27 protein-coding genes and 2 pseudogenes are annotated in these 26077 nt (G+C 64.8%); 16 read left to right on the top strand and 13 right to left on the bottom strand.

Annotated elements, in window-relative coordinates; genetic code table 11:
* Together NKF06_RS10905 and NKF06_RS10900 are read left to right on the top strand one after the other, a co-directional pair.
* A pseudogene (locus NKF06_RS10905) lies at window positions 1–1087 on the top strand (hypothetical protein); the annotation flags it as partial.
* A 75-nt stretch (window positions 1088–1162) separates the two neighbouring features.
* On the top strand, window positions 1163–2059 hold the full coding sequence (locus tag NKF06_RS10900; RefSeq protein ID WP_253245392.1) for a hypothetical protein: 897 nt from the start codon (window positions 1163–1165) through the stop codon (window positions 2057–2059).
* Window positions 2060–2089: 30 nt separating this feature from the next.
* On the opposite strand, the gene NKF06_RS10895 is transcribed toward NKF06_RS10900, so the two are convergent.
* The 4 genes from NKF06_RS10895 to NKF06_RS10880 form a co-directional block, all read right to left on the bottom strand.
* The gene (locus NKF06_RS10895; protein WP_253245391.1) at window positions 2090–2455 is read right to left on the bottom strand and encodes a hypothetical protein; all 366 of its coding nucleotides are present in this window, start codon (window positions 2453–2455) and stop codon (window positions 2090–2092) included.
* 50 nt (window positions 2456–2505) lie between these two features.
* Window positions 2506–3465 (bottom strand): hypothetical protein, encoded by a 960-nt coding sequence (locus tag NKF06_RS10890; protein ID WP_253245390.1) that lies wholly within the window; start codon window positions 3463–3465, stop codon window positions 2506–2508.
* Between the two features lie 387 nt (window positions 3466–3852).
* Window positions 3853–4815 carry a hypothetical protein gene (locus tag NKF06_RS10885; RefSeq protein WP_253245389.1) on the bottom strand — a complete coding sequence of 321 codons (963 nt, stop codon included), beginning with the start codon at window positions 4813–4815 and terminating at the stop codon, window positions 3853–3855.
* Window positions 4816–4857: 42 nt separating this feature from the next.
* Window positions 4858–5478 carry a helix-turn-helix domain-containing protein gene (locus tag NKF06_RS10880; protein ID WP_253245388.1) on the bottom strand — a complete coding sequence of 207 codons (621 nt, stop codon included), beginning with the start codon at window positions 5476–5478 and terminating at the stop codon, window positions 4858–4860.
* 188 nt (window positions 5479–5666) lie between these two features.
* Between NKF06_RS10880 and NKF06_RS10875 the strand changes: the two genes are divergently transcribed.
* Entirely contained in the window at window positions 5667–6050 is a 384-nt protein-coding gene (locus NKF06_RS10875) for a RidA family protein (protein ID WP_253245387.1), read from the top strand.
* Between the two features lie 71 nt (window positions 6051–6121).
* On the opposite strand, the gene NKF06_RS10870 is transcribed toward NKF06_RS10875, so the two are convergent.
* From NKF06_RS10870 to NKF06_RS10860, 3 genes are all read right to left on the bottom strand, one after another.
* Window positions 6122–7177: a tyrosine-type recombinase/integrase gene (locus NKF06_RS10870; RefSeq protein ID WP_253245386.1), complete on the bottom strand. Its 1056-nt coding sequence runs from the start codon at window positions 7175–7177 to the stop codon at window positions 6122–6124.
* Window positions 7167–7613 carry a DUF5805 domain-containing protein gene (locus NKF06_RS10865; protein WP_253245385.1) on the bottom strand — a complete coding sequence of 149 codons (447 nt, stop codon included), beginning with the start codon at window positions 7611–7613 and terminating at the stop codon, window positions 7167–7169. Before NKF06_RS10865 ends, NKF06_RS10870 begins: the two co-directional genes overlap by 11 nt.
* A 1380-nt stretch (window positions 7614–8993) precedes the next feature.
* Complete coding sequence (locus NKF06_RS10860) at window positions 8994–9698, bottom strand: SOS response-associated peptidase (RefSeq protein WP_253245384.1); 705 nt, start codon at window positions 9696–9698, stop codon at window positions 8994–8996.
* 121 nt (window positions 9699–9819) lie between these two features.
* Between NKF06_RS10860 and NKF06_RS10855 the strand changes: the two genes are divergently transcribed.
* From NKF06_RS10855 to NKF06_RS10840, 4 genes are all read left to right on the top strand, one after another.
* Window positions 9820–10575, top strand: a complete 756-nt coding sequence (locus NKF06_RS10855) for a ribonuclease H-like domain-containing protein (RefSeq protein ID WP_253245383.1) — start codon at window positions 9820–9822, stop codon at window positions 10573–10575.
* Between the two features lie 108 nt (window positions 10576–10683).
* Entirely contained in the window at window positions 10684–11028 is a 345-nt protein-coding gene (locus tag NKF06_RS10850; protein WP_058827841.1) for a hypothetical protein, read from the top strand.
* A 71-nt stretch (window positions 11029–11099) separates the two neighbouring features.
* On the top strand, window positions 11100–11786 hold the full coding sequence (locus NKF06_RS10845) for a dolichyl-phosphate hexose transferase (RefSeq protein WP_058567685.1): 687 nt from the start codon (window positions 11100–11102) through the stop codon (window positions 11784–11786).
* A gap of 151 nt (window positions 11787–11937) precedes the next feature.
* A complete protein-coding gene (locus NKF06_RS10840) occupies window positions 11938–13119 on the top strand; it encodes a DUF3179 domain-containing protein (protein ID WP_253245382.1) in 1182 nt (393 codons plus the stop codon).
* Window positions 13120–13193: 74 nt separating this feature from the next.
* On the opposite strand, the gene NKF06_RS10835 is transcribed toward NKF06_RS10840, so the two are convergent.
* A complete protein-coding gene (locus NKF06_RS10835) occupies window positions 13194–13397 on the bottom strand; it encodes a DUF5800 family protein (RefSeq protein ID WP_004976775.1) in 204 nt (67 codons plus the stop codon).
* A 121-nt stretch (window positions 13398–13518) separates the two neighbouring features.
* Between NKF06_RS10835 and NKF06_RS10830 the strand changes: the two genes are divergently transcribed.
* The 3 genes from NKF06_RS10830 to NKF06_RS10820 all read left to right on the top strand — a co-directional run bounded on the left by NKF06_RS10830 (window position 13519) and on the right by NKF06_RS10820 (window position 16612).
* Window positions 13519–14370 (top strand): polymer-forming cytoskeletal protein, encoded by an 852-nt coding sequence (locus NKF06_RS10830; protein WP_042666655.1) that lies wholly within the window; start codon window positions 13519–13521, stop codon window positions 14368–14370.
* 125 nt (window positions 14371–14495) lie between these two features.
* Window positions 14496–15359 carry a DUF4349 domain-containing protein gene (locus NKF06_RS10825; RefSeq protein WP_253245381.1) on the top strand — a complete coding sequence of 288 codons (864 nt, stop codon included), beginning with the start codon at window positions 14496–14498 and terminating at the stop codon, window positions 15357–15359.
* A gap of 77 nt (window positions 15360–15436) precedes the next feature.
* Window positions 15437–16612, top strand: coding sequence for a redox-regulated ATPase YchF (locus NKF06_RS10820; RefSeq protein WP_253245380.1), 1176 nt, complete (start codon window positions 15437–15439; stop codon window positions 16610–16612).
* A 242-nt stretch (window positions 16613–16854) separates the two neighbouring features.
* Here the strand turns inward: NKF06_RS10820 and NKF06_RS10815 are convergent, their stop codons facing one another.
* Complete coding sequence (locus NKF06_RS10815) at window positions 16855–17100, bottom strand: hypothetical protein (RefSeq protein WP_042666638.1); 246 nt, start codon at window positions 17098–17100, stop codon at window positions 16855–16857.
* Window positions 17101–17182: 82 nt separating this feature from the next.
* Between NKF06_RS10815 and NKF06_RS10810 the strand changes: the two genes are divergently transcribed.
* Window positions 17183–17602, top strand: a complete 420-nt coding sequence (locus NKF06_RS10810; protein WP_058827846.1) for a DUF5367 family protein — start codon at window positions 17183–17185, stop codon at window positions 17600–17602.
* Between the two features lie 128 nt (window positions 17603–17730).
* Here the strand turns inward: NKF06_RS10810 and NKF06_RS10805 are convergent, their stop codons facing one another.
* Together NKF06_RS10805 and NKF06_RS10800 are read right to left on the bottom strand one after the other, a co-directional pair.
* Window positions 17731–19299, bottom strand: coding sequence for a Na+/H+ antiporter NhaC family protein (locus NKF06_RS10805; protein ID WP_253245379.1), 1569 nt, complete (start codon window positions 19297–19299; stop codon window positions 17731–17733).
* A gap of 130 nt (window positions 19300–19429) precedes the next feature.
* Window positions 19430–20551: a pyridoxal phosphate-dependent aminotransferase gene (locus tag NKF06_RS10800; RefSeq protein WP_253245378.1), complete on the bottom strand. Its 1122-nt coding sequence runs from the start codon at window positions 20549–20551 to the stop codon at window positions 19430–19432.
* 256 nt (window positions 20552–20807) lie between these two features.
* Here NKF06_RS10800 and NKF06_RS10795 point away from each other — a divergent pair, with 256 nt between their 5' ends.
* The 3 genes from NKF06_RS10795 to NKF06_RS10785 are packed head-to-tail and all read left to right on the top strand — an operon-like array spanning window position 20808 to window position 23532.
* Entirely contained in the window at window positions 20808–21854 is a 1047-nt protein-coding gene (locus NKF06_RS10795) for an ABC transporter substrate-binding protein (protein ID WP_058827849.1), read from the top strand.
* Window positions 21851–22720 carry an ABC transporter permease gene (locus tag NKF06_RS10790; protein ID WP_058827850.1) on the top strand — a complete coding sequence of 290 codons (870 nt, stop codon included), beginning with the start codon at window positions 21851–21853 and terminating at the stop codon, window positions 22718–22720. The genes NKF06_RS10795 and NKF06_RS10790 overlap by 4 nt, the downstream gene beginning before the upstream one ends.
* Window positions 22708–23532, top strand: a complete 825-nt coding sequence (locus NKF06_RS10785) for an ABC transporter ATP-binding protein (RefSeq protein ID WP_058827851.1) — start codon at window positions 22708–22710, stop codon at window positions 23530–23532. The genes NKF06_RS10790 and NKF06_RS10785 overlap by 13 nt, the downstream gene beginning before the upstream one ends.
* A 31-nt stretch (window positions 23533–23563) precedes the next feature.
* Here the strand turns inward: NKF06_RS10785 and NKF06_RS10780 are convergent, their stop codons facing one another.
* Entirely contained in the window at window positions 23564–23713 is a 150-nt protein-coding gene (locus NKF06_RS10780) for a hypothetical protein (RefSeq protein WP_004970650.1), read from the bottom strand.
* 133 nt (window positions 23714–23846) lie between these two features.
* Here NKF06_RS10780 and NKF06_RS10775 point away from each other — a divergent pair, with 133 nt between their 5' ends.
* Window positions 23847–25217, top strand: a complete 1371-nt coding sequence (locus tag NKF06_RS10775; RefSeq protein ID WP_253245377.1) for a DEAD/DEAH box helicase family protein — start codon at window positions 23847–23849, stop codon at window positions 25215–25217.
* 56 nt (window positions 25218–25273) lie between these two features.
* On the opposite strand, the gene NKF06_RS10770 is transcribed toward NKF06_RS10775, so the two are convergent.
* The gene (locus NKF06_RS10770; protein WP_058827853.1) at window positions 25274–25666 is read right to left on the bottom strand and encodes a hypothetical protein; all 393 of its coding nucleotides are present in this window, start codon (window positions 25664–25666) and stop codon (window positions 25274–25276) included.
* Between the two features lie 109 nt (window positions 25667–25775).
* Between NKF06_RS10770 and NKF06_RS10765 the strand changes: the two are divergent.
* A pseudogene (locus NKF06_RS10765) lies at window positions 25776–26077 on the top strand (DUF790 family protein); the annotation flags it as partial.

Below are 26077 nucleotides of genomic sequence, written 5' to 3'. Positions count from 1 at the left end.
CGCCGCGGTCGGAAGCGCGCCCGCGCCCGACGCGGATAGCCTCGTCGGGGCGCTCGCCGCCGAGATTCGGTCCGGCGCGGCCGACGAGGAGGACATCGAAGTCCTGCGCGAGGCGGTCGACGCCGAGACGCGCCGGAGCACCGACGTTCGCATCCGCCGCCTCCAGTCGCAGATGGAGGACCTCGCGGCGTACTCCGACGCGCTCGCCGAGTTCATCGACGAGGAGGGGACCGGAAGCGAACTCGTCTCCGAGTTCCGCGCCGAGATGACCGCGTTCCGCGAGGACCTCGACGCCCTCGACTCGATGGTCGACGGCGCGGTCGAGTCGGTCGACGACGCAACCTCGCGGCTCGATGCGGCCGAAGAGACCATCGCCGCGGTCGACGAGCGGTCCGACCGCGTCGCCACGCGAGTCGCGGACGCCGAGAGCCGCCTCGACGACCACGACGGCCGGCTCGAAGGCCTCGCGTCCGACCTCGAAACCGCGGACGACACGCTCGACGACTACCACGGCTGGCTCGAATCCCACAACGAGCAGTTCGAGGCCGTCGAGGGCCGACTGGACGACCACGACGGTCGGTTCGAGGACCACGACGAGCGGCTCGAAACCGCCTCGCGGAACATCGACGCCGGCTCCGCCCGCCTCGACAGCGTCGAGGAGACGCTCGCCAAGCGCGAGGAGGAACTCGTGACGGTCCGCGAGCGCCTCGACGACATCGCCGGTCGGCTGGACGAGACGGTCGACCGACTCGAAGGGACCGAAAACAGCGCCGCCGAGGCGACCGAGCAGGCCTCGACCCTCCACGCCGAAGTCGGCGACATCCGCGAGGACATCGCCGAACTCGACGGGGACATCGTGGAGACGCGCGAGGCTCTCGACGACCGCCTCGCGGAGGTTCAATCGCGGGTCGAAGACGCCGCGGCCGACGAGGAAATCGAGGCCCTGCGCGACGACATCCGGGAGCTGAACGACACCGTCGCCGAACTGGAAACCTTCCGCGAGCGCCTCGCGGGAGCCTTCGGCACCGGCATGGGCGGCGGCCCGGCCGGCGGCGACGACGGCAACGACGGCGACGAGGCGGAGTAGGCCGACCGAGCGCGCTCTCGAGAGACCTTTTCCCGAAGCGCAACCTGTTTAGCGGGCCGTCCCGACGTTCCGATGATGACAGAGACGGTGCGCGTCGCTGTTCCGCGAAAGGGTCGCCCCCTCGAAGCGGTGCTCGAACGGTTCGCCACGACCGAGAGCATCGCCGAGGTGGCGGACGAAATCACCTCGACACTCCGATACGAGAAGTCGGTCACGAAGGGCCATACCCATCCGGAACACGACGTGTACGAGCGACTCGCGGACTACAGCGACCTCTCGGACCCCGCCGCGCCGGAGTACACTCTCTTGCGCGACGACCGAGACGGTATGCCGCGGCGCATCGTCTTCGACAGCGTCGTCCTCGAAATCGACGGGGTGGACATCCATCTCGTCGGGCGCGAGGAACCGTTCCGCGCGCTCCGGACTCACGAGTTCGGCCTCGGCTTCGACAGCGCCGACCTCGTCCTCGAAGAGGTCGTGAAGCTCCGTCCCGAGGGCCTCGGGAGCATCGAGGACGTGAACGCCCGCATCGACCCGATGGACACCGACGTTCGGGTCGTCTCCGGCCTCGGCGACACGGTCTATCACACGCTCATGGCCGACCCCGAACTCCTCCCGCCGGGTTCCGAACTCAACCGGGACTTCGTCGCCGACTACGCGGGCGACCTGTGTATCTCGCCGCGCTACGAGCGCCTCGTGGAGGCGGTCCTCGGCACGCGGTGTCTCGACGACGTGACGTTCGCGTACCCGGACGACGCGCCCGAAGAAGAGGCCGCAATCGCGGAGACCGGACTCGGCGTCTACCTCACGATGACCGGGTCGACCGCGCGCGAACACGGCCTCGTCCTCGGTGAACACCTGTTCCCGAGCGAGACGGTCCTGATGGAGAACGTCGCGGAAGCGACGCCGGCCGCGGAGACCGTCAAGCGGGCGATTTCGTCGCCGGAGTTAGAGACCGAACTGAAGGTCTGACCGAGCCGAAAACGGAGCAGAACTTCAGTTCTATATTAGTGGGTTTGGTGGATAGATGGAGAGTCCTCTTCGGATGCCATACTCGAGAATGGCAACAATGCCAACGAAGATGACAAACACGAACCAAACACCGAGATAAAGCGGTGTGAAACTCTCCATGGAGGGTGAGAAGTGGTCGTAAAGGCTGTAGGATGCGAATACAACGGTCAACATCCCCGGGAGTATCAGCTTGTATCGGAGAAGTAGATAAGATGAACCTGCACCTAAAACAAACATGCCGAACATCTGAAGGAATTTATAGAGGAGGAGTTGGGGACCTTCAGCATCCATCGACAAGTTCAGTAGATAGTATCCATTGAAATAGATGATAACCGCGTTAATAACCCCGATAGCCACTGCGACTCCAATTCGTTTATTCATTGTTTACTATCGTGTGGATTATGGTTCTACTGAGTCCTTAGCATTGCGATATTGCCATTGTGGGACTCCCAGTCGGAGCCATTATTGAGGCTAGACCGTGCTGGGTATCGGGAGGAATTATCTATCCAACAGCCAACGATTTCCTCCCTTGCATCGTCAAAATGCCAATTGTCGACTTTGATTCCTTGATTATGATTCAACGGATCTCGATGAGCCTGTCCAATTACGTCGTATGTATCGTGGCCAATATTGTATAACCGTACGTGCCACTGTTTTGTGAATTGAATACGGTCCATCACGTGTTCTGCTGTACTCTTTACCGTCCCGTCATCGTTTATGTAGCGAGGTTCTTCAGGTAACCAATCGTACTGAGTCCAGTTACACGTCCCCTCTAAGAATGATTTTACGCTCCCTGCGGAGCCTATATCCTCCCACCCAATATTGATCGGCGCCTTTCGCGCCTGTTTGTCGCGGGCATCGGACGACGATTTGTAATGATACAGTGGGATCTCATCGGTGAGGTGTGTCTGTGTAGTCACATCTCCACTACTGGCACGCTGAATCTGGTGGATCCTCTTTTCAGCGTTGTTATGTTCTTTCGCTGTCCCGATCACCAGCTTATCAGCGACTGAAATCGTACTCGCTTTTCTCTTTTTAATATCATCGGAAAGCCACTCCTTGGGAATCGTTTCCGGTTCAAACTCAATAACCGGGTTATCGTACCTCTCGTTCAGGTCACTACTAGTGAATTTGTGGGTATACGTGTATGTGTCCCCGTTTGACCGATACTTATGAATTGAGCGCCCTTTTGCATAGATTGGCAGTTGTTTGTCGTTATCAACCGCAGCGGTTCCTGCTGGGCTTCCTGAACTCTTTGTCTGGGTACTGTTTTCAGACTGATCGTCTGCAGCAGCAACACCGGAGCCGAAGACTACTGATGCACCGACTCCTCTTAGGAAGGACCTTCTGTTAATTTTCTCCTTCATAGTTGCCGACACATGCCCATAATACATATCGTTTGTCATGTTGATTGAATAACAAATTATATTCGATAGTCGACTGAATCACATAAACTACTCAAACGACCTTCTGCTGGGGTGTGCTATCTATATCAACTAGAACTGCATCTTCTGGTGACGACGACTATAGTAGCGTTTGCAACTGATTAACATCCGACCACACGACAGCGGTCGATCGAGCGTACAATGACTTGCAAACGCTACTATAACTGAGATTCCCCTTGCGTGGGACGTCTCGTGAACGCCGTTTACGGCGCGGAAACCGCCACTTTGCTTCGGCACTACGTTGAGCCAAATCCAATTCGGTGCCCGGTCTCGCTGTGAGGCAATCGCTGCTCAAGAACGGTTGTGGTTTTAGTTCGATTTGTTCGTCTCGTTGGCTTCGATGTCGCCACAGAACATCAGCGTCGAGAGCGTCCGCGACTCGAAGCCGCCGTCGTCGGTGAGCGAGACGGTCGTACTCGACGCATTGCAGTCGAACTGCGATTTTTCGACGCTGACTGCCTCAGATACCTCGTCGCCCGAGTCGCTCCGCCGAGCGACACGAAGCGTGACCTTGTGGACCTCGGTCAGCGATGCGCCGACCCGCGCGCCGGGTTCGAGGCGGTATGCGCCGCCGAAGGCCACCGCGCCCGCGGGCGTCTCGTAGGCGAATTCGACCGTCTCCGCCGCGTCGGTCGGGTTCGAGACGGCGACGCTGTGGGGCTTCGTGGCCTCGGTTGGGAGCGACCCGTCGCCGAGCGCGACCGTGACCGCGCCGTCGGCCGCCACGGTGTTCGGGCCACAGGCCATCCGGGTGGATGCCCCGGAGACCGAGATACCGTCGTCACCGGGAGAGAACGCGGTCCACGAGCGATTACAGTCGAAGCTGTCCGGCCCGACCGACTCGGTCGCCGCGGCGTCCGAGTCGATGTCGGTGACCGTCAGTTCATAGTCGGCGGGGACGCGAAGCGAGACGTTCACCGTCGCGTCGTGGGCGAGTTCGTAGGTCTCCACGTGGCCTGAACCGAGTGGGCGCGAAACGTCGATGCGGGCGGTCCACGGCTCGTCGGTCGGGTTTTCGAGGCGGACGTGGTGCGGTTTCAGCGCCCCGTCGTCGCTGGCGGGGCCGTTGCCGACGACGGTCGTGAGGCGCTCGCCGGTCGCGACCGAGACGGCTTCCACCGGTTCGGGCGTCGGCGTCGGGTCGGGGGTCGATTCGGTCGTCGAGTTTCCGTCGTCAGCGCCGTCAGTGCCGTCGCCGGCACTCGCGATACAGCCAGTCAGCGCCGCCGCGAGGCCGGTTCCGGCCGCGGCGAGGAGGGTTCTTCGTTGCACACCTACCCCAACGCATAGGGGTCACTTCCCCCTGTGTGTGGCTCAAACGCGCCTTTGAGTCCAGACCGTCCCGAGGCTCACGAGGACGGCGAGGACGACGCCGACGAGGAACACGAGCGCGCCGGGGCCGGCGAGGAAGGAGGCGACGAATTCCGTGACGCCCGGCTCGGGGACGGGAGCGGTCGGAGCCGGCGCGGTGTACCTGACCTGCGGTCGTCGCGCGGTCCACAGCGCCTGCACGGCGACGCTTCCGACCAGCGTGACGCCCACGCCGGTGACGAGCGTCCGAAGCCCCGAGGAGAGTTTCGATTCGGTCCGTTCCGCGCCCGCGAACAGGACGACTGCGGAGCGGGTCGGGCCGTAGACGGCCATCTCGCGGCCTTGCGCGGAGACCCACGTCGTCACGGGCTCTATCAACTCGGCGTCGACCAGTCGTTCGACGTGGTAGCCGACGGTCTGGAGCGTCGTGTCGAGCGCGTCGGCCAGTTCGGAGGCGGGGCGCGGGTCGTCGTAGACGGCGGCGAGGAGTCGCCTCGCGGTGGCCGACGAGAGCGCCGACAGGACCTCGTCCGCGTCGTCGTCGTCCAGTCCGACGAGAAGCGGCGTCAGGGCTCGGTCTCGAACCGATGCGGCGGCGGGTTTCAACGGGAGCAACGAACTCACGGTCTCGCCCGTCGTTCTCGCTCCGCCGATAAAGAGGCCGGTATGAGTCAAGCGCCCGTTTGACCCTCTCGTCCCCCGCGTGAGAGCGTCTCTCTTGGAGTTAGTACATACTAGCGATACGACGATGGCCGTTGGTGGGGTAGTACGACCGTGAACCAGATCCGAACGAATCTCACGGAGGAACAGGTATGAACGGCGATGCAGTCCGGTACGAGAGCGGCCACTTCAAGGCGACCGCCGGCTACGGCGCCCGAAAGCGGAACCTGCAACTCGTCTTCTTCGACGCGCAGTATCCCGACCCCGAACAGACGACGGACGGCCTCCCGTCGATTGAGAGTCAGACGATGAGCGCGCTCGAACGCGTCGAAGCGGCCGTCGAACGCTCTGGAATCGACTTAGACGACGTGCTCCGGACCACAGTGTACACGACCGACCTCGACCGAATCGACGCCATCGAGTCGGCCTACGGCGCTTATTTCGACGACCGGAGACCGGCGATGACCGTCGTCGGCGTCTCCGAACTCCCGAACGACGCCGCCGTCCAAATCGAGGCGACGAGCGTCAAACGATAGGTCGCGCACCCACCAATTCAATATAGCGAAATACAGTTTACAAGTCGCGTTTCGAACAGTGATTCAGCTCCTCAGCGGAGCGAGTAAATGTTCGATTCGTACGTCTCACGCACTCTATCGCCCCAGTTGTGGGTGTACGTGTCGATGATGTCGCCGGCCACGTCGCCGCGGAGGTACTTGACGATACCGCGGTCGCCGGTGCGGTCCCGGAGGTGGGTCGTGAAGAAGTGCCGGAAGTAGTGCGGCGTGACGTTCTCCTCGCGGTCACCACCCGACCGGTACCACCCGGCGTCGACGGCGTGAGAGGTGACGACGTGGTGGACGGCGTCGGGTTCCAGTCGCCGGCCCCACCCAGATGCGGTGCCGACGAAAAGCGGTTCGGCCGGTGACGGCGAATCCGGCCGAATCGCTAGCCAACGCAAGAGGACGGCCGCCAACTCGTCGTCGACGGGGACGACCGTGGACCGCTTTCGCTTGTTCGATGCCGTTCGCTCCTCGCCGTTGGTGACGCTCCCGACGCTCGGGTCGGCGGCGACGTAAATCGATGGCCCGCGGCCGTCGAGCGCGGCGCGGGTCGATACACCGCTTAACGGTGTATCCGCCTCCGCCGCCAGCGACACGTCTCGAAGGTCGAGGTTGCACAGTTCGCCGACGCGCATCCCGGTCTTGAGGAGGGTGACCACCAGCGCGTGGTCCAGTGGATGGGCGATTTCGCGGACGAACGCCCGCATCTGGGGAATTGAAAGCTCCCGTCGAGCGGGATTGGTGTCGATGCGCTCGTCCATCTCTTCCATCACGAGGCTCATCGGGTTGGAGTCGAACGCGCCGACCTGCGCCATGTAGGCGTAAAACCGGTGGAGGTAGGAGGCGTACGTCGCCACCGTGCTCGGCGCGACGTCGCGGTTTCGCAGGGTGTGTATCCACGCCATGCAGTCGCGGTGGGTCGCGTCGTCGACCGACCGAGCGCTCCCGGAGGGGTTCCGCGAGGGGTCGCCGAGGAACGACTCGAACGCCCTGAGGACGCGCTCGTAGGCGGCGCGGGTCCGGTCGGTCTTCCCGTGATAGGTCATATCCTGGAGGAAGTAGCCGACTGGGTCCTCCGCGTCGGCGGGTCGCTCAGCGGCCATCGCGCTCCGCCAGCGTGTAACCGCCGTGTCGCCCACTGTACACGACTCGGCCGCTCGATTGCAGCTCCTGTAGTGTCGATTCGAGCCGGTCTTCGATGTCGTCGGTTAGCGCCGCAACGAGTTCGTCCCACGACCGGTGTGAATCGGCCGCGAGCGCCTCGACGATTCGGGCCTCGAACTGGTCGTTATTTTCACCTTCAACTTCCTGATTTGAACCGCCGTTCTGGAGGCCTGTTTCCACCCCTTCAACCCCAGGGGTTGTGGCCGCTTCATCGCCCCTCGACGGAACGTCGAAATCGCGCCGACCGGCCTGTACCATCGTTCTGACAAATTCGCTTTGGCTCATCCCGAGTCGGTCCGCGTGGTCCTTCCAGATGGCCTTCTGGTGGGCCGGGAGGTAGGTTTGCACCGTCGCGCGGTCGGCCTCGTCGCTCATGGACGGGTCGACACGGGGATCGATATTCAATCTACCGGCACAGTCCAGAATAAGAGAAGTTATCCTGAGCAGTACGGGTGGATTTTCGGCGGCGAAAATGAGTTATCCTGAATACTGCAATCGCATTTTCGGCGATTTGCATGCAGTATTCGGGATATTAGAATCCCTCGGAGAACGCCGATTTCGGACGTTTCGAGCGAATCTGAGACTCGACCGAATTTTGTTGCTTTCGATAGGTCGAATTCTACACAATCGACCCTCATTTCTGTGATGACTACCGATTTTTGGATGTCATTCCTTGCACCGTTTACCCCCGGAGTAACGCATGGAGAAACCACTTACACGAGTTTCGTTATTTCATCTCTCATCTTACTGAATTATTATAAAACCCGGATAGCGCTGGGTTTAGACCCTATTTTATTTTTGTTTACAAATCCATGAAACAATTTGGGAATAATTTCTAACTATCTTCTCAGAAATATATTTGCGGGACGACGCACTATCTGTGTTCTCTCGAACGGGTATATTTCGACCAGAACCGACTCGGTATTTTCTCGATTATATCTGTTACCGATCGCTGAATATATGTCGTCGAACGAGTCCTCGTTTCAGGATAGATTCATCTGATATTATAGTGATGTCACTACGCAGAATTCTCTCGGAATGTTGTCTGATTCGAACACGCAACCACCGGGTGACGCCGTTCCGAATTCGCTCGAAGGCGAACCCAACCGAGGTCTTTGCTGGCCCGATTCGTTCTCTTTTGACGCCTTCACAGCCCTCGTCTTCGCGGTGAGAACAGTAATTCGGGAGTACTCCCGTCTCAGGGTGAATCGGCGCTCGACCGCGCTGTGGCCGTTCTGACGGACTCGCGTGAATCACGGGTTTCGGGGCTCGCTTCCGGTTGATTCGACGAATCACTCGCCTGGAGGTGATGATTCTCCGCGCGAACCGTTCTCGTCGCAGACTCGTTCGAGTGAACCCCTCGAATCGTGAATGTGAAGACGCCCCAATCTGCACGACCGAGTTCGGCGGACACAACCCGTGGCGCAACTCTACTTCCGACTTCGATACGAACCGCCCGAGCCGTGATCGCGACGTGGCTGTCGCGCGGTGGTGCTGACGCGGACTCAAACACTATCGACCGCTAAAACCCGATTTCACGCGTTACGATTGCTTACCGCCAACTCACAGGAAATGTCGGTCTCGCGATTGACTCGTTCGGTTGTCCGATTCGAGACTCGTATATCGCATCTCGCTATACACAATGTCAGCTCTCGATTTCGACTCACTTCGAAAAATTCGGCCCCCAATCGAACTCGGTCGATTCGCGTCGAAGTCGTCGAGACGGCCGGACACCGGTAGTGTCATCCCGGAGCGCTACGCTTCGACTCGTTCTATCAGTTCGGGGCCGTCGTTGGCGGGGCTGTTTACCCGTGTCGAGACGGGGTAGGCCGTGAGTTCGTCGTCGGGGTAGGTGTCGAGGAGCGCCGCCGCCTCGTCGGGATCGCCGTGGAGCCACGTCTCCTCTTCTGCGGGGTCGAGAACGACCGCCATTCGGTGGTGTAGCTCCGAGATGAGGCCGTTCGGCTCGGTCGTGACGACGGTGAACGTCTCAAGCGGCTCCTGTTCGCGCGAGGGGCCGCCGCTTCCGAAGTCGCCGAGACCGGTCTGTTTCGTCGAGGGCGTCCACCGCTCCCAGAGTCCGGCCATGGCGAACGGCCGGTCGTCCTCGAAGGCGACGCGGTAGGGCTGTTTGTGCCCGCCGCGGTCGACCCACTCGTAGAAGCCGTCCGAGGGGACGAGACACCGGCGGGCCTCGTAGGCGTCGGCGAAGCTCCGCTTCTCGCGGACGGTCTCCGCGCGGGCGTTGATTCGGTCGTTGCCGACGCTGGCGCTGTCTGCCCACGAGGGGACGAGTCCCCATTTCAGGAAGCGGAACTCGTTGTCAGCGTCGTTGGTCACGACCGGGAGTTCTTGGCCGGGCGCGCAGTTGTACCGCGCCGAAAGCGGGCGCGTCAGCGTCGCGTCGAACCGCGTTTCGAGTTCTTCGGGTGAAGTAAACAGCGTGTAGCGGCCGCACATACCTCCGACTTCGCGTCCTACGGCTAAAACGCCCGCGGCGGGGGAGTGCGGGAGCGCGCCGGGTGCGTGGACCTCGGCTCACGACGACGCATTTAGGGTCGCCGACGCCCCCCTGTCGGACATGCGAATCGAGAACAGCTTCATCCCCGTCCGCGGCGTGGGCGAGCGGACGGAGCGAAACCTCTGGCGGGCCGGGTCGACCCACTGGGACGAGTTCGACGCCTCGCTCGTCGGCGCGAAGACGGGCGACCGAATCGAGACGTTCATCGCCGACGCGTACACCCACCTCGACGACGGTAACTCGCGGTTCTTCGACGACTGCTTCCCCTCGGGCGAGCGCTGGCGACTGTACGAGAACTTCCGCGACGAGACGTGCTTTTTCGACATTGAGACGACCGGGCTCTCGCCCGAGCGCGACTCGGTGACGACCGTCTCGTTCTATCAGGACGGCGAGACGACGACGCTCGTCAGCGGGGAGGACCTGACCGCCGACGCCCTTCGCGAGCAGTTCGCCGACGCGAAACTCGTCGCGACGTTCAACGGTGCGCGCTTCGACGTGCCGTTCCTCGAGACCTCGTTCGACGTCTCCATCGACGTGCCGCACGTCGATTTGATGTATCCGTGCCGGACGCTCGACCTCACCGGCGGGCTGAAGCAAATCGAGAAGGACGTGGGTATCGACCGCGACCGCCCGGACATCTCCGGCCGCGACGCCGTTCGCCTCTGGCGCGAGTACGAGCGCGGCGACCAGTCGTCGCTCGACACGCTCGTGTCGTACAACCGCGAGGACGCGGTCAACCTCGAACGCCTCATGGAAACGGTCACCGGCCGCCTCCACGACCGTGCCTGCGAGGGACTCGACGCTGAACTCGTCTGAATCGGTCGCCGAGTCGTGTTCGCGGCCGCATTCGAGCGAGCGTCGTCAATCCGCGAGTGCGTGCCGGAACCCCGCGCTTTTTTCATCCCCCGAAGCGACGCGCCGCACATGACCGACGACCCCGACGCCGACGCCGAGGCGGACGACGCCGCCGATTCGACCCCGCCGGCTGACGACGCGACCGAACCGTCCGACGGCGACGAGCCGGTCGACACCGACGCGACCGTCGAAGCGGCGGATGGCGGTACCGACGAGCCTGACAACGGCAACGGCAACGGCGACGAGACCGTCCCGCACGTCGAACTCGACCTTTACGAACTCTCCGTCCGCGTCAGCGGCCAGTCCAGCGACGAACTCGACGACGTGGAAGCGTCGGCGACCCGGCTCATGGACTACCTCGTCGACCACGCGAAAGAGCTGGAAGACCAGCCCGATAGCCGCGGATTGAGCTAACACCGTTCCTCGCACCGCTCCGGTTTTGGCAAACCTAAAAGTTCAAGAGCGACCGTCAATAACCCCGTCCAATGACCGAGTACACCTTCGACGACCTCGCGGTCGTGATGGGGACGTACAACGAGGAACAGGCCATCGGGTCCGTTCTGGCGGACATCGACCGGATTACCGACGGGCGCGCTGAGGTCGTCTGCGTGGACGGCTCCGACGACCGAACGCCCGAAATCGCCCGGAAGATGGGCGCGCGCGTCATCGAACAGGAACCGCAGGGGTACGGCGTCGCGGTCGAGGCCGCGGTGCTCGCGCCCGACCGGCCGGTCGTCGTCACCACCGACTGCGACGACACCTATCCGATGGAGTATCTCCCGAAGTTCCTCGACCTCATCAACGACGGCTACGACGTGGTCTCCGGCGACCGAATCACCAAGGGCGCGGAGACGATGCCGCGACTCAACCGCGCGGGGAACATCGCGTTCGCCCGCCTCGCGAGCTTCCTCATGGGCGCAACCGTCCACGACACGACCACCGGGATGCGCGCGTACCGCCGGGAACTCCTCCACGACATCGAGTGGACCGAGAACACCGGGCTATCGGCCGAGCTCCTCATCCGCCCCGCGATGCGCGGCTACAAAATCGCCGAGGTGCCAATCCCCTACCGCGAGCGCGCCGGCGAGACGAAACTCGACCCCTTCGCCGGCGGCGCGGCCATCGGGAAGTCCATCGTCAAAGTCTGTCTGGAAGAACGGCTCCGGCTCTGAGCGGGGCGTTCTCGCTCGTTGTTCTCGTCTTCTCACCCCCTCATCCCATCCTCTCATCTGCTTCCTCTCCGCTCTGACGTGGCTCCCGACGGTCGTGCGCCTAGATACCAAACCGCACATCGCTCATAGGCGGCTCGGTCGAATATCCGGCATGGCTTCGACCACGAACCGCCGTCGGTTCCTCGCGCTCGGCGTCGGTGCCGCCTTGGCCGGCTGTCTCGGGAGCGACCCGCCGGTCGCGGACGACGACGCCGCGGGAGTCGATGACGCGTCCGAGTCCGCCGAACCCACCGATTCCACCGCGGGCGAGTATTCAGGGCCGTTCGAGCTTCCGGTCCCCGAGGACGAACTACGCCGCGGCGCGTCGAAAGACGCCATCCCGGCTATCACCGCCCCTGTGTTCGGCGACGACTGGACCGAGTTCGACGAGGTGGACGCGACGCTCGCCGACGGCGACGAGGTGGTCGGCGTCGAACTCGACGGCGTCGCCCGCGCCTACCCGCTCGCAATCCTGAACTGGCACGAAATCGTCAACGACGACTTCGACGGCCGGCCCGTGGTCGTCACCTACTGCCCGCTGTGTGGGAGTGCCGTCGTCGCCGACAGGCTCGCCGGCGGTGAACCGACGTACTTCGGCGTCTCGGGGTTGCTCTGGATGTCCGACCTCGTGATGTACGACGACCGGACGAACTCGCTGTGGAGTCAGGTCCTCGCGACCGCGATTCGCGGGGAACTGACCGGCGAGACGTTGTCGCTCCTCCCTTCGACTATCTCCACGTGGGGCGAGTGGCGGGCGGCTCACCCCGAGACCGAGGTGTTGGTCCCTCCGCCCGTCTCGGGGACGATTCGCGGGCGGCAGACCCGCCGGTACGACGTGAACCCATACACGAGCTATCAGCAGTCGAGCGCCATCGGCATCGGCTTCAATGACGCGGCGGACGACCGACTTCATCCGAAAACGTCGGTCGTCGGCGTCGCCGCCGACGGGGTCGCTCGCGCCTATCCCCTCGACGCGGTCGAGTCTGCGGGCGTCGTCAACGACACCGTGGGCGACCTCCCGGTCGTCGTGGCGGCCTCCGCCGAGGGGAGCCTCGTCGCCTACGTCCGCCGGTTCGACGGCGAGACCGTCGAGTTCGACCGCGACGGGTCGGCGCTCGTCGCCGCCGGGTCGCGGTGGGACCTCCTCACCGGCCGGGCGCTCGACGGCCCCCACGAGGGCGCGGTCCTGACGCGAGCCAACGACCGCTCGCCGATGTTCTGGTTCGCGTGGGCCGACTTCAACCCGGAGACGGAGATATACGGGGCAGAGAACGCGGCTGGCGAGCAGGAATAGTCGTTCGCGCGACGAGCGCGCGTGGTTCGAGGGCGATACGCGGACAAACGGAGTTTCGGTCGTTCGGGCGGCGGTTACGACGAGTTCAGGATGTCGCGGACGCGCCGGGGTTCGCCGGAGAGGGAGGGCTCCTTCTCGACGATTTTCAGCACCTCGTGGTCGGTCACGTCGGGGTAGGACTTCCCGATGGCCTCCTCGATGAGGGCCTTTTCGAGGCGGAACTCCGTTCCCTCGTAGACCACGTCTACGCCGTCGTCGTCGAAAGAGAGAATCGTCATACCTCTCTTTGTTTCCCGCGAGTAGTTAAATACGCGTCGTCGTCGCGAAACCGGCGTCCCTCGTCGTGTCTGACGGTCGTCTTGCGGACGGTTTATTACGGCACGGGTGTTGGTTCGGAGCGTGTCACTGGGTACGGACCCGCTCGATGCGCTCGAAATTCCCGACGGGACGACGGTCGAGGAACACGACCTCGTCACCGACGGCGACGTCGTCGTCGGCGGGCAGAGCACCGTCGAGTTCGGCGTCCGCGGACGGAACGTCCTCGCGGGCGAGCGCGTCACCTTCGGCGGCGACATCGAGGCCGAAGCCGACTGCCGACTCGACATGCTCGACGACGTGGCCGGGAACGTGCTCGTCGGCAACGACGCCTACCTCGGCGAGCGCGTCCACATCGCCGGCCGCTTGATGGTCTCGGGCGACCTCGACATCGGCGACGACGTCGACATCGAAGAGGGGTTCGAGGCCAACGGCTGGATCGTCATCCGCAACCCGATTCCGACGCTCGTGTTCTACTTCATCGTCCTCTCGCAACTCCTTCGACTCGGCGAGGACGAGGCGGCCGACGAACTCGCCGAGACCCTCTCGGGCGAGTCGCCGCACGACCCGCTCGTGATTCCTCGGAACGCCACCGTCTCAGACGACGCGTGGCGCGTCTCGACGCCCGCCCACGTCGGCTCTGGCTGTCGAATCCACGGCAACATCCGCGCGAAGTCCATCGACCTCGCGGAGGACAACAACGTCTTCGGGAGCCTCCGCGCCCGCGACGACATCGTCGTCGGGAGCGGGACGCGAATCCACGGCGACGTAACTACCCGAAACGGCGAGGTCCGAATCCACGAGGACGCGCGCGTCCTCGGCGACGTGTCCTGTAACGACCTCGTGCTCGAAGCCGGCGCACACGTCGACGGCACGATGCGCGCCCGCGGCGAGATGCGCATCCACCGCGACAACCTCCCCCGCGAGGCCGAGTAACCGATTCTGAATCCGAATCCGAATCCGAGACCGACCGACGACTGCGACCCCCCGTGCGCCGCGATAGCAACAGTCGCCGTTTGTGCTTACCCAACGATTAATCCCTCAGGTGGAGAGTGTCGTCTATGGACAATCGACTGAAACTTCTCTCGGTCGCCCTCCTCGTCCTCCTCGCCGGGTGTACCGGCGGTGCGGCGGACGGCGGTGCCGGCGGGTCTGAGAGTGTCTCGCTCGCCGCCGATACCGGCGGTTCCGCCGAGGCCGAACAGGCGGGCGGCGACGACCTCCCGCAGGCCCAGCAGCGGGCGGTCATCAAGAACGGGCAGATAGAACTGACCGTCGACGAGTTCAACGAGTCGCGTGACGCGGTCGAATCGACCGCCGAATCCTACGGCGGCTACGTCAGCGACTCCAACGAGTACGTCAACCGCCGGAGCGGCGGCACCTACCGCTCGGGTCAACTCGTCGTGCGCGTCCCCTCCGAGGACTTCTCGGCGTTCATGACCGACATGAAGGCCCTCGGCGAGGTCGAACGCGTCGAGACGGACTCGAAGGACGTGACCGACCAACTGGTCGACATCGAAGCGCGGTTGAGCAACCTCCGCGCCCAGCGCGACCGCCTCCGCGAACTCTACGAGTCGGCTAACACGACCGAGGACGTGCTCGCGGTCGAAGAGCGCCTGACCGAGGTTCAGACCGAAATCGAGCGACTCGAAGCTCAGAAGCAGTCGCTCGAAGACCGGGTCGCCCTCTCGACCGTCCGCGTTTCGCTGTCGGAGCGGCCGCCCGGCCCGGCGCAGTGGTACGACACGCCGGTCTTACAGGCGTTCTCCGAGTCGATTAACGGCGCGTTCGTCGCCCTTCGGGCGCTCGTCGTCGCCGTCGCCTACGCGGTCCCGTACCTCGTCGTCTTCGGCGGCCTCCTCGCGATTCTCGGGAGTGGGGTGGTGCTCGCCGGCCGCGCCGCATTCAGGCGACTGACTGACTAACGCCCCGACGCCTCTTTTCGTCGCTCGCGCTTCCTCACACGCGAGCGTTTTTCCGCGTCCGCGACCATCGTCGAGCCATGCTCTCTCTCGCGTTAGCCGGCAAGCCGAACGCCGGCAAATCGACGTTCTACACGGCCTCGACGCTCGCCGAGGTCGACGTGGCGAACTACCCCTTCACGACTATCGACGCGAACCGCGGCGTCACGCACGCCCGCACCCGCTGTCCCTGTCTCGACCGCGACGAGCGCTGCGGCAACTGCGAGGACGGCATCCGCTACGTCGCCGTCGAACTCGTCGACGTGGCCGGGCTCGTCCCCGGCGCACACGAGGGCCGCGGCCTCGGCAATCAGTTCCTTGACGAGCTAACGAACGCGGACGCCATCGTCAACGTCGTGGACGCCTCTGGGGGAACAAACGCCGAGGGCGAACCCGTCGAAGTCGGGAGTTTCGACCCCGTCGAGGAGGTCGATTTCATCGAGGAGGAACTCGAACAGTGGCTCGCTGGCATCGTCCACAAGAACTGGGAGTCCGTGGTCCGCAAGTCGCGGTCGCCCGACTTCGACATGGATGACGCGCTCTCGGACCTCCTGACGGGCGTCGGTGCGAGCGAGTACGACATCGCCGCTGTCCTGCGCGATCTCGACTACTCGCCGAACCCCCAAGACTGGGACGACGAGGACCGCGTCGAACTCGCCCGCGCGATTCGCCAGCGGACTAAACCCATCGTCCTCGTCGCCAACAAGGTCGACATCGCGCCCCCGGAGAACCTCAAACGACTCGCCGAGACCGGAAAGCCCGTCATCGCCGCGACCGCGGACGGCGAACTGGCCCTTCGGCGGGCCCGCGAGGCGGGCATCATCGACTACCACCCCGGCGACGACGACTTCGACATCGTCGGCGACGTGAGCGGCGCACAGGAGAAGGGCCTCGAACGAATCCGCGACTTGATGGGTGAACACGGCGGCACGGGGACGCAGGAAGCCATCGACACCGCGGTCTACGACGTGCTCGACCGAATCACAGTCTACCCTGTCCAAAACGAGTCGAAATGGACCGACGGCACGGGCAACGTCCTCCCCGACGCCTTCCTCCTCCCGCGGGGGTCGACACCGCGGGACCTCGCGTACGCGGTCCACTCCGATATCGGCGACGGCTACCTCCACGCCGTCGACGCGAGAGAGAAACGCCGCATCGCCGAAGACCAGGAACTCGAAGAGGGCGACGTCATCAAAATCGTCTCGACGGCGAAGTAGCTGTCAGAAGTTCGTCTTTTCTTTCGAGATTTGTTGTTTCTCATAGGTCAGCTATCCGTCTGCCACGCCACACGTAAACTAAATTTCGCTATACAGAATTAGGGTGAGGAGGGGTGGGCGCAAGCCGCGGGTTCACCCAGAGAGGATCGAACACAGGGTGCGGAGCCGTCGCTGTCAGTTCGTTTGTCGCGAGGCCCACGCGTCGTGATTCGCGCGGAAAATGATTCGTCGCGGGCGGCGGCTCAGAGGTCTTTGGCGACGCGAAGTTCCGTGTCGGTGACCGTCTCGACGGAGTCGGCCGGAACCTCGATGTCGTCGCCGTCGGCGTCGCCGAAACCGAGGCCCTGCAGGACCGCTTCGGCGAGGTCCGGGTCGGGTTCGACGTACGCGATTTGGGCGTCCGTGTCGACTTCGGTCACGATTCCGATCTGTTCGGCTTCCTCGTCCATGAGGAACTTCCCTTCGTCGGCGGTCGAGAGAACTGACATCCGTCCAATCGTTATTCTCGGGTGACATAATAACCTACGGCCCCGTACGAACGCTGATACTCCTCGCCCGCGTACGGGGAGCATGACAATCGGTTCACAGGTCTCCGAGACCGACGCTCGTCGGCTCCCGCTGTCCGAGACGCGGGTGCTTCTCGGTGTCGGACTGGCGATTGCCCTCGTCGCCGGACTCGTCTTCCGCGTCGTCGGCCAACTCGTGTTAGTGCCCTCACGCCCGCTGGTCACGGCCGCAGTGTTCGCGCTGACGGTGCCCGTGATGTGGGCGCTCGCGGTCGGAATCTTCCGGTGGCGCGGGCTCTCTGGCGGCGCGAAACGGGAGGCCGCGGCGCTGCTCGTCGTCCCGGGCATGCTCGTCGACGCGGTCTCGACGGCGCTGTTCTCGGTCGTCTACCCGAATATGGGTCTCGAAGCCGCGGGGCTCTTCGGCGGACTGCTGCTCTTGGCGTACGCGACGGTTTTGGTTTCGGGGTTCGTCGGTCGGTGACCCGATTCGGGCTGGCGCTTCCATCGTCGAGCCACCGCTCGGCGACGGTGCGGTTCTCCGTTCTCCTCCTCAGTCACGCGCGGCGATGCGAAAAATAGGGCGCGAAGCGGCGGTCCGATTCCGACTCGTCAGTCGGAGTCCGACGAGGAGCCGAAGGCGGTCGGGACGCTCACGTCGGCGTGTTGCGAGAGGTAGTACGCGAGCGCGAACAGCGCGACGACGCCGACGCCGAGGAGCGCCAGCGAGCCCACGCCGTAGCCGCTGGCGAGGAACAGCCCCGTCGCGACGGCGCCGCAGAGGACGGCGTACGGAATCTGCGTGTTCACGTGGTCGACGTGGTCCGCGCCGGCGAACATCGACGAGAGGACCGTCGTGTCGCTGATGGGCGAACAGTGGTCACCGAACAGCGAGCCGGTGAGGATAGCGCCGATGGCACCGGGGAGCGGCGCGCCGAGCTGGTAGGCAAGGGGCACCGCGACGGGGAACATGATACTCATCGTTCCCCACGACGTGCCTATCGAGAACGAGATGATGGCCGCGGCGAGGAAGACCACCGCGGGCAGGAGTTCGGGCGTGATGACGCCTTGGGCGACGCTGACGACGAACGAACCGACGCCGAGCGCCTGGCTGACACCGCCGATGGTCCACGCCAGCGAGAGGACGGCAACGGGGAACATGACCATCTTGAACCCCTCGAAGATGGCGTCGCTGATGGCTTCGAGTTCGACGCGGGCGTGGCCGACGAGGATGGCGAGCAGCAGCGCGCACGCCGAGAAGACGCCCCAGAGGATGGCGTCGGCGGTGGCCGCGTCCTTCAGCGCCTCGACGGGTGCCTGCCCGGGCCAGCCGCCGGAGTACAGCAGGCCGAAGCCGGTGACGGCGACGAGCGCGACGATGGGCGCGGCGAAGTACCACCAGCGCGAATCGACGTAGTCGGGCGTGACGATGTCCTCTTCGCGCGTCTCGATGAGGGGGTCGGCGTCGTCGGCGAGGACCTTCCCCTCTTCTTTCGCGCGGCGCTCGGCGCGCTTCATCGGCCCGAAGTCCCAGTCCATCACGACGAGGATGAACACGAGGACGACCGCGAGCAGGCTGTAGAAGCGGAACGGGATGCTCTGGAGGAACACCACGAAGGCGCTCTGGTCGATGCCGAGCGAGGCGAACTGCTCGCGGATGAGGCCGACCTCGAAGCCGACCCACGTCGAGACGACGGCGACGCTTACCACGGGTGAGGTGGTCGAATCGAGCAGGTACGCGAGCTTCTCGCGGCTGATGTCGAACTTGTCGGTGATAGGCCGCATCACCGAGCCCGTGATCATCGTGCTCGCGTAGGAGTCGACGAAGATGAGCATCCCGAGGACGCTCGTCCCCAACGCGGCCTGTTTCCTGGTCTTGATGCGGGCGATGATGCGCTGTGCGAGCGCGTTCATCCCGCCCGAGAGGAATATCATCCCGAGCATCGCGCCCGAGAGGAACGTAAACAGGAGGAGTTTGCTGTTGAACGACCCGGTCACGTTGTTGATGACCAACTGGAGGGAGTACGCCGCCCCGCCGATTGGGTTCCATCCCACCAGGATGGTCGCACCTATCCAGATGCCGGTGAAAAGCGAGAGGAGCACCTGCCGACTGAGCAGCGTCAGCACGATTGCGAAGAGCGCCGGCAGCAGGCTGATGACTCCGTGCGTCTCTGCGGGCATGACAAACGTTTCGTCACCGGCTCCCGAATTTAAGGGTTTTCACTTCGAGCGCCGAGAATAAGACGTATTGGATGCCGTGGGTTGTCGTAGTTCGGTCGACGAATCGCACGCTGACGGGCGCGTGAGAACCTCAGACGACCGCGTCGTACGCCTCGCCCATTATCTCGATGGCCTCGCGGAGCGACTCGGTGTCGGTCGCGTACGACAGGCGGGCGTAGCCGTGGCCGTGCTCGCCGAACGCCTCGCCGGGGACGATAATCACGCCGCGGTCGATGCACTCGTCGACGAAGCCTTCGGGCACCTCGGGCATGACGTAGAACGCGCCGCCCGGCGACGGGACGGTGAGGCCGATGTCCTCCAGCCCCTCGACGACGAGGTCGCGGCGCTCGCGGAACGTTTCAGTCATCTCCTCGATACGGTCCTGCGGGCCGCTGAGCGCGGCTTCGGCCGCGAACTGCGCCGGCGCGGAGGCGCACGCCTGCACGTACTGGTGGACGCGGAGCATGCGCTCGACCCGGCGGGTGGAGCCGTACACCCACCCGAGCCGCCAGCCGGTCATCGAAAAGAGCTTCGAGGCCGAGTTAACGACGACGACGTTGTCGGTCTCGGCGAACTCGATGGGCGAGCGGTGTTCGCCCTCGAAGACCGTGTACTCGTACACCTCGTCGGAGATGCAGAGCACGTCGTGTTCGTCGGCGATGCGGGCGAACTCGGCGATGTCGTCGGGCGGCGACACCGCGCCCGTGGGGTTGCCGGGGCTGTTGACGACGAACGCCGCGGTGTCCTCGGTGATGGCCTCTTCGACCGCCGCGGGGTCGAGCGTCAGGTCGTCGCGGAGGGGGACCGGAACCGGTTCGCCGCCGGCGAGTTTGGTGAGCGCGTCGTAGGAGACGAAGCCGGGGTCCGGAATGATGACCTCGTCGCCCTCGTTCACGTGCGCCTCGATGGCGATGTGGAGCGCCTCGCTGCCTCCGGCGGTGGCGATGACGTCGTCGGGGTCGAGGTCGACGCCCTGGTCGCGGCGGTGCTTCTCGGCGATGGCCTTGCGCAGGTTCGGGAGACCCTTGTTCCCCGTGTAGCCGTCCGCCTCACCGGCCTCGATGGCCTCGACGGCTGCCCGTCGCGCGTGGTCCGGGGCCGGGAAGTCTGGCTGGCCCAGTCCGAGGTTGATAGCGTCTTCGCCAGCCGCCTCGAACACCTTGCGAATGCCGCTGATGGAGATGCGCTCCACCCGGTCGGAGAAGTGCGTCATATCCTATCCGGTGTCCCCGTTCGGGATAGTTCTTCCCACGCACGGTCGCCGCTGACCCGTTGAATCCGTGACGTGAACGCCAGCACTTGCCGGACTACTCTGCCGCTATCTTGGAGGGAACAATTCAGGAAAACCGACCGTCTCAACTCCGGTTACGGCCATAGAACGGGAATCGCCCGTTCTCACCGCGTCATCTTCCGCGTCTATCGTTACCGCGTACGCGCCCGGAATAAGGCGCTGATTCGTAACGATGGCAATGACAGAGGCACCACGCTCGACTTCAATCAGCCGTAGACGATTCCTGCAGGGGTCCGGCCTCGCCGCGACCGCCGGCCTCGCGGGTTGTCTCGGCGGGTCCGGCGGGAGCGGGCTGGACGAACTCAACGTCGCCTACATGCCCATCTACCCGGACATGCAGTACTTCGTGATGGAAGAAGAGGGGCTGTTCGACGAGCTTTCGGTCTCGGTTTCGGGAAAGAAGTTCTCCGACGGTCCGAGCATCGTGCAGGCGTCGGCGACGGGCGACTTCGACGTGATGATGTTCGGCATCGTCCCGGCGATGATTATCATGGACAAGGGTATTCCCGCGAAAATCACCGCGGCGAACATCAAAAACGCGATGGAGATTCTCGCCACCGACGACTTCGCCGCGCTGTGGGAGGAACACGGGAAAGACGCCTTCGCCGAGTTCGAGGCGCAGCAGGGCCGCAAGTTCACCTTCGGCACCTTCCCGCCGGGGTCGGTTCCGGACATCCTGCTCCGCTACTGGATTCAGAACACGCTCGGGCTCGACCCCGAGGAGGACGTGAACATCAAGGGTCTCGGGGGCGCGGCCGCGGTCCAGCAGGCGCTCCTCTCGAACAACGTCGACGGCACGAGCATCATGGAACCCGTGCCGACGGTCATCGACGCCAACGACGCGCCGTTCCAGCCCATCGCGTGGGCGGGCGACTTCATGCCCGGCCAGCCCGCGGCGGTCACGCTCATGCACGACCGCCTCCGGCAGGACAACCGCGACCTCGCCACGGAGTTCGTCGAACTCCACCGGCAGGCGACGAACTTCGTCGCCGACAACCCCGACACGGCCGCCCAGCACGCGAGTTCGGTCATCGGCGAGAGCGCGCTCCCGGTCGAGACCGCTCGCGCGGCGCTCGACTCCCCCGCGTCGGACTTCATCACCGACCCCCACGATATCGAAGGCGGCGCTGAAATCTTCGCCGACTACGCCCAGACGCTCGGGAAGACGGAAGCGCAGTTGACCGTCGACGAGATGTTCGATTACGGTATCTACGACTCGCTATGAGCAACGACGAAGTCGGCACCAGCGTCGCCCTCTCGGAGACCGAGGCGGACGAGCGACTGCTCGACCGGCTCGCGGGGTTCTCCGCGGAACAGACGGGGCTCGCGGTCGCCGGCTTCGCGGGCTTTCTCGCCGTCTGGTACGTCGCCGCGCTGTTCCAGCCGACGTATCTCCTCCCCTCGCCCGTCGAGGTGCTGGCGGCGTTCGTCGTCGAACTCACCGCGCCGGCGTCGCTTTCGATTCCCTTCACCGGCGCGGAACTCCCGGCGACGAGACTCCTCGTCAAACTGATTCAGAGCCTCTACCACTACGTGCCGGGCCTGCTCATCGGGACCTCGCTCGGCGTCTTCGCGGGCGTCGCCATGGGCTGGAACACTCGCGTCGACAGCGTCTTCACGCCCGTCACGCGCCTGCTCCGGCCGATTCCGCCGCTGGCGTGGATCGGCTTCGCCGTCATCTGGCTCGGCGTCAACCACCAGGGGGCGACGTTCATCGTCGCCATCGGCTCCTTCTGGATTAACTTCTACAGCGCCTACGGCGGCGTCGAAGGCGTCTCGGAGGACCTCAAGGAGGTCGCCGCGACCCTCGGCGTCGACGACGACTGGACGATGATTCGGAAGGTCGTCATCCCGGCGGCCAGCCCCTCGATCATGACCGGTATTCGGACGAGCATCGGCCAGTGTTGGATGATTGTCGTCGCCGCCGAACTCATCGTCGGCGTCGGCGTTGGCTACGAGATTCTCAACACGGCGCAAAACCTCGCGATGGACGTGTCGGTCGCCTACATGCTCGTCATCAGCATCGTCTTCCTCGTGAGCGACGGCCTGTTCCGCCGGGTCGAACGGCGGGTGCTGGAGTGGAGAGCATGAGCGACGACGCGAACGCGGATACGGGGGCGGCCGCGAACACGGCCGCAACCGCGACCAGTCCCGACGACACCGCAAAGGTCAGCGTCGATTCGCTCGGCAAGACCTACGCGTCCGACCGCCGGACGGTCGAGGCGCTGTCGGACGTGGAGTTCGCCGTCGAGGACGGCGAGTTCGTCTGTATCGTCGGCCCGTCGGGGTGCGGCAAGACGACGCTGTTCCGCATCATCGCCGGCCTCGAAGACGCCACGTCGGGCGCAGTCACCCTCGACGGCTCGCCCGTCACCGGCCCCGGCACCGACCGCGGGATGGTGTTCCAAGAGTACGGGCTGTTCCCGTGGCGGACCGTCGCCGAGAACGTCGCCTTCGGCCTCGAAGAACAGGGCGTCGAGGAACCGGCGCGCTCGGAACGCGTGACGGAGATGCTCGAACTCGTCGGCCTCGACGGCTTCGCCGACGCCTACCCCAAAGAGCTGTCCGGCGGGATGAAACAGCGCGTCGGCATCGCCCGCGCGCTCGCGGTCGACCCCGAACTCCTCCTCATGGACGAACCGTTCGGCGCGGTCGACGCGCAGACCCGCGACATGCTCCACGGCGAACTGCTCGACATCTGGACGGAGACGGACAAGACGGTGCTGTTCGTCACCCACGACGTGGAGGAGGCGGTCACGCTCGCCGACCGCGTGGTCGTCATGGCCGCCAACCCGGGTCGCGTCCGCGAAATCGTCTCGGTCGATATCGACCGCCCGCGCGAGCGGACCGAAAGCGAGTTCGCGGCGTACGTCGAGCGGATTCGCGGGCTTATCGGGGAGTAATCCGGCTTCTACGCGCCCGATTCTCGCGTCTCTACTCCCGCGCCTCTCGCAACTCGTCGATGTGCGCGTCGATGACCGACAGCGTCGCGTCGGCGTCGACGTAGCCCTTCTCGTACTCCTTCATCGCGCTGTTGTAGTCGCTGAGGAACTGTGCGACCGCGTCGTCGAGGTCGTCGCTCATACACGTCCGTAGCCCCGCCATCGGATTTGAACCTTCGGCCCGCGGACGGCGGGCCGGAAACTCGCGGTATTCCGTCCCGGCCGTCCACGACGGGACCGTCGATTTATCACCGCGCCCCGCCAACGCGCCGGTAGTGACGACCCTCCGATTCGAGGACGGCACCGTTCACGTCGGCACCGACGACGCCGACGCCGACGCCGACGTTCGGGCCGCCCTCGCCGACGTTGCGAGCGTCGAGGCCGACCCCCGAAGCGGCGGCTATCGGGCCCCAGCGATGCGGTACGCCGCGATTCGGGACGCGCTCGACGCGGCCGGCGTCGGCTACGACGACCGGGTCGCGGCCGCTCTCGACGCTTCCCTCTCGCTTTCGACCACCTACGACCTCCGCGACTACCAGCGCGCCGCCCTCGACGCGTGGCTCGACGCGGGCAGTCGCGGCGTCGTGGAACTGCCGACCGGCGCGGGCAAGACGGTGCTCGCCGTCGCCGCGATGGTCGCCCACTCGGTGCCGACGCTCGTCGTCGTGCCGACCATCGATTTACAGGACCAGTGGATACGCGAACTCGAAACCGAGTTCGACGTGCCGGTCGGCCGGTTCGGCGGCGGCGAGCAGACGCAGGAGGCCATCACGGTCTCGACGTACGACTCGGCGTACCTCCGCGCCGACGACGTAGGCGGCGACTTCGGCCTCGTCGTCTTCGACGAGGTGCACCACCTCGGCGGCGAGGGGTATCGGGACATCCCCAGATTCCTCGCCGCGCCCGCTCGCCTCGGTCTGACGGCGACGTTCGAGCGCCCCGACGGCGCACACGAGCGCGTGGAGGAACTCGTCGGCCCGCGGGTGTACCGCCTCGACGTGGACGACTTGGCGGGCGACCACCTCGCGGACTACGAGGTCCGCCGAATCGAGGTGGAACTGACGGCCGACGAGCGCGAGACGTACGACGAGGCACAGGAGACGTTCGTGAACTACCTGCGGACCTCGGGGCTGTCGATGCAGTCGGGAAGCGACTACCAGAAACTCGTGATGCGCTCGGGGAACGACCCGCGAGCGCGGGAGGCGCTCCTCGCCAAGCAGCGCGCCCGCGACGTGATGATGAACTCCGAGGCGAAGGTGGACAAACTGGCGCGACTGCTCGCGCGACACCGCGAGGACCGCGTCATCGTCTTCACCGCGTCGACCGACCTCGTCTACCGCATCTCGCGGCGCTTCCTCGTCCCGCCGATAACAAACGAGACCGGCACGAAAGAGCGTCGCGAAATCCTCGACCGCTTCCGCGACGGCACCTACGACACCGTCGTCGCGGCCAACGTGCTCGACGAGGGCGTGGACGTGCCTGACGCGAACGTCGGTATCCTCCTTTCGGGGTCGGGGTCGGAACGCGAGTTCACCCAGCGCCTCGGTCGCATCCTCCGGCCGAAGGCCGACGGCGCGACCGCGACGCTCTACGAACTCGTGAGCGTCGAGACGGCGGAAGAACGGGTGGCGGCCCGGCGTCGCTGACGCGGGACGGTGTCGGCGAGCGAGGCCGTGAGGCGTCGAGGTGACTGTCTTCGACGTCAGACCAGCGTGACGTTCAAATCGCCGTTGTTGAGGAAGGCGTCGTACTCGAAGTCGAACTCGATTGCGAAATCGGCGCTCCCCGCGGCCGGGACGGCGAGTTCCTGCGACCGGGTCGACTCCTCGTCGCGGACGGCGACGCGGGCTTCGACGGTGGCAATCCGCTCGGCTCCGCTGTCGTTGACGACCGTCCCGAAGACGCGGAGGCGGCCGTCGTCGGTCGCCTCGAAGTCGACCTCTGAGATGCGGACCGGCGGTACCTCCGGGGTGTCTCGGGGCTCCTCTGCCGGTGCCTCGGGCGGGTTTCGCGGGCCCGTCGCGCCCGGAAGCGACCCGAGACAGCCGGACGACAGGCCGACCGCGACCAGTCCGAGGAGGCGTCGTCGCTCCATACGATGGCGTCCGCCGCGGGCGCAATGAACCTTGTCGTCCGCGCCGTCGCTCGCTTCTTGCCCACGCCGCCCGAGTCGTTTTTTGTCCCGCGGTCCCGTCGTGGCGAGCGTGCTGACGAAGGACCTGCTTCGCGTGTCGCGGGCGGGCGGCGGCTACCACCCGCAGTTCGCCGACCGGGGGGGACCGCCCGCTGGCCGCGAAGGCCATCGGCGTTTTCCGGCGACATGTCGGCGACGCGCGGACCGACCTCGACGACGCCCTCGCCGACCTCGAAGCCGAGGCCGACGACTTCAAACTTGCCCGTGGCTTCGCGTCGCTCCTCGACCGCGAGGCGGTCTTCGAGACGACGGCTCCCCTGCCGCCGGCCCGCGCCCGCCGCGCCGCGTTCGAGGCCGCGATGGCGGTCGGCG

It is taken from the genome of Haloferax sp. AB510 (assembly GCF_024136985.1).
GTDB lineage: Archaea > Halobacteriota > Halobacteria > Halobacteriales > Haloferacaceae > Haloferax.
Note: the sequence above shows the minus strand (reverse complement) of the source record. Positions and strands in the feature narration are given on the sequence as shown.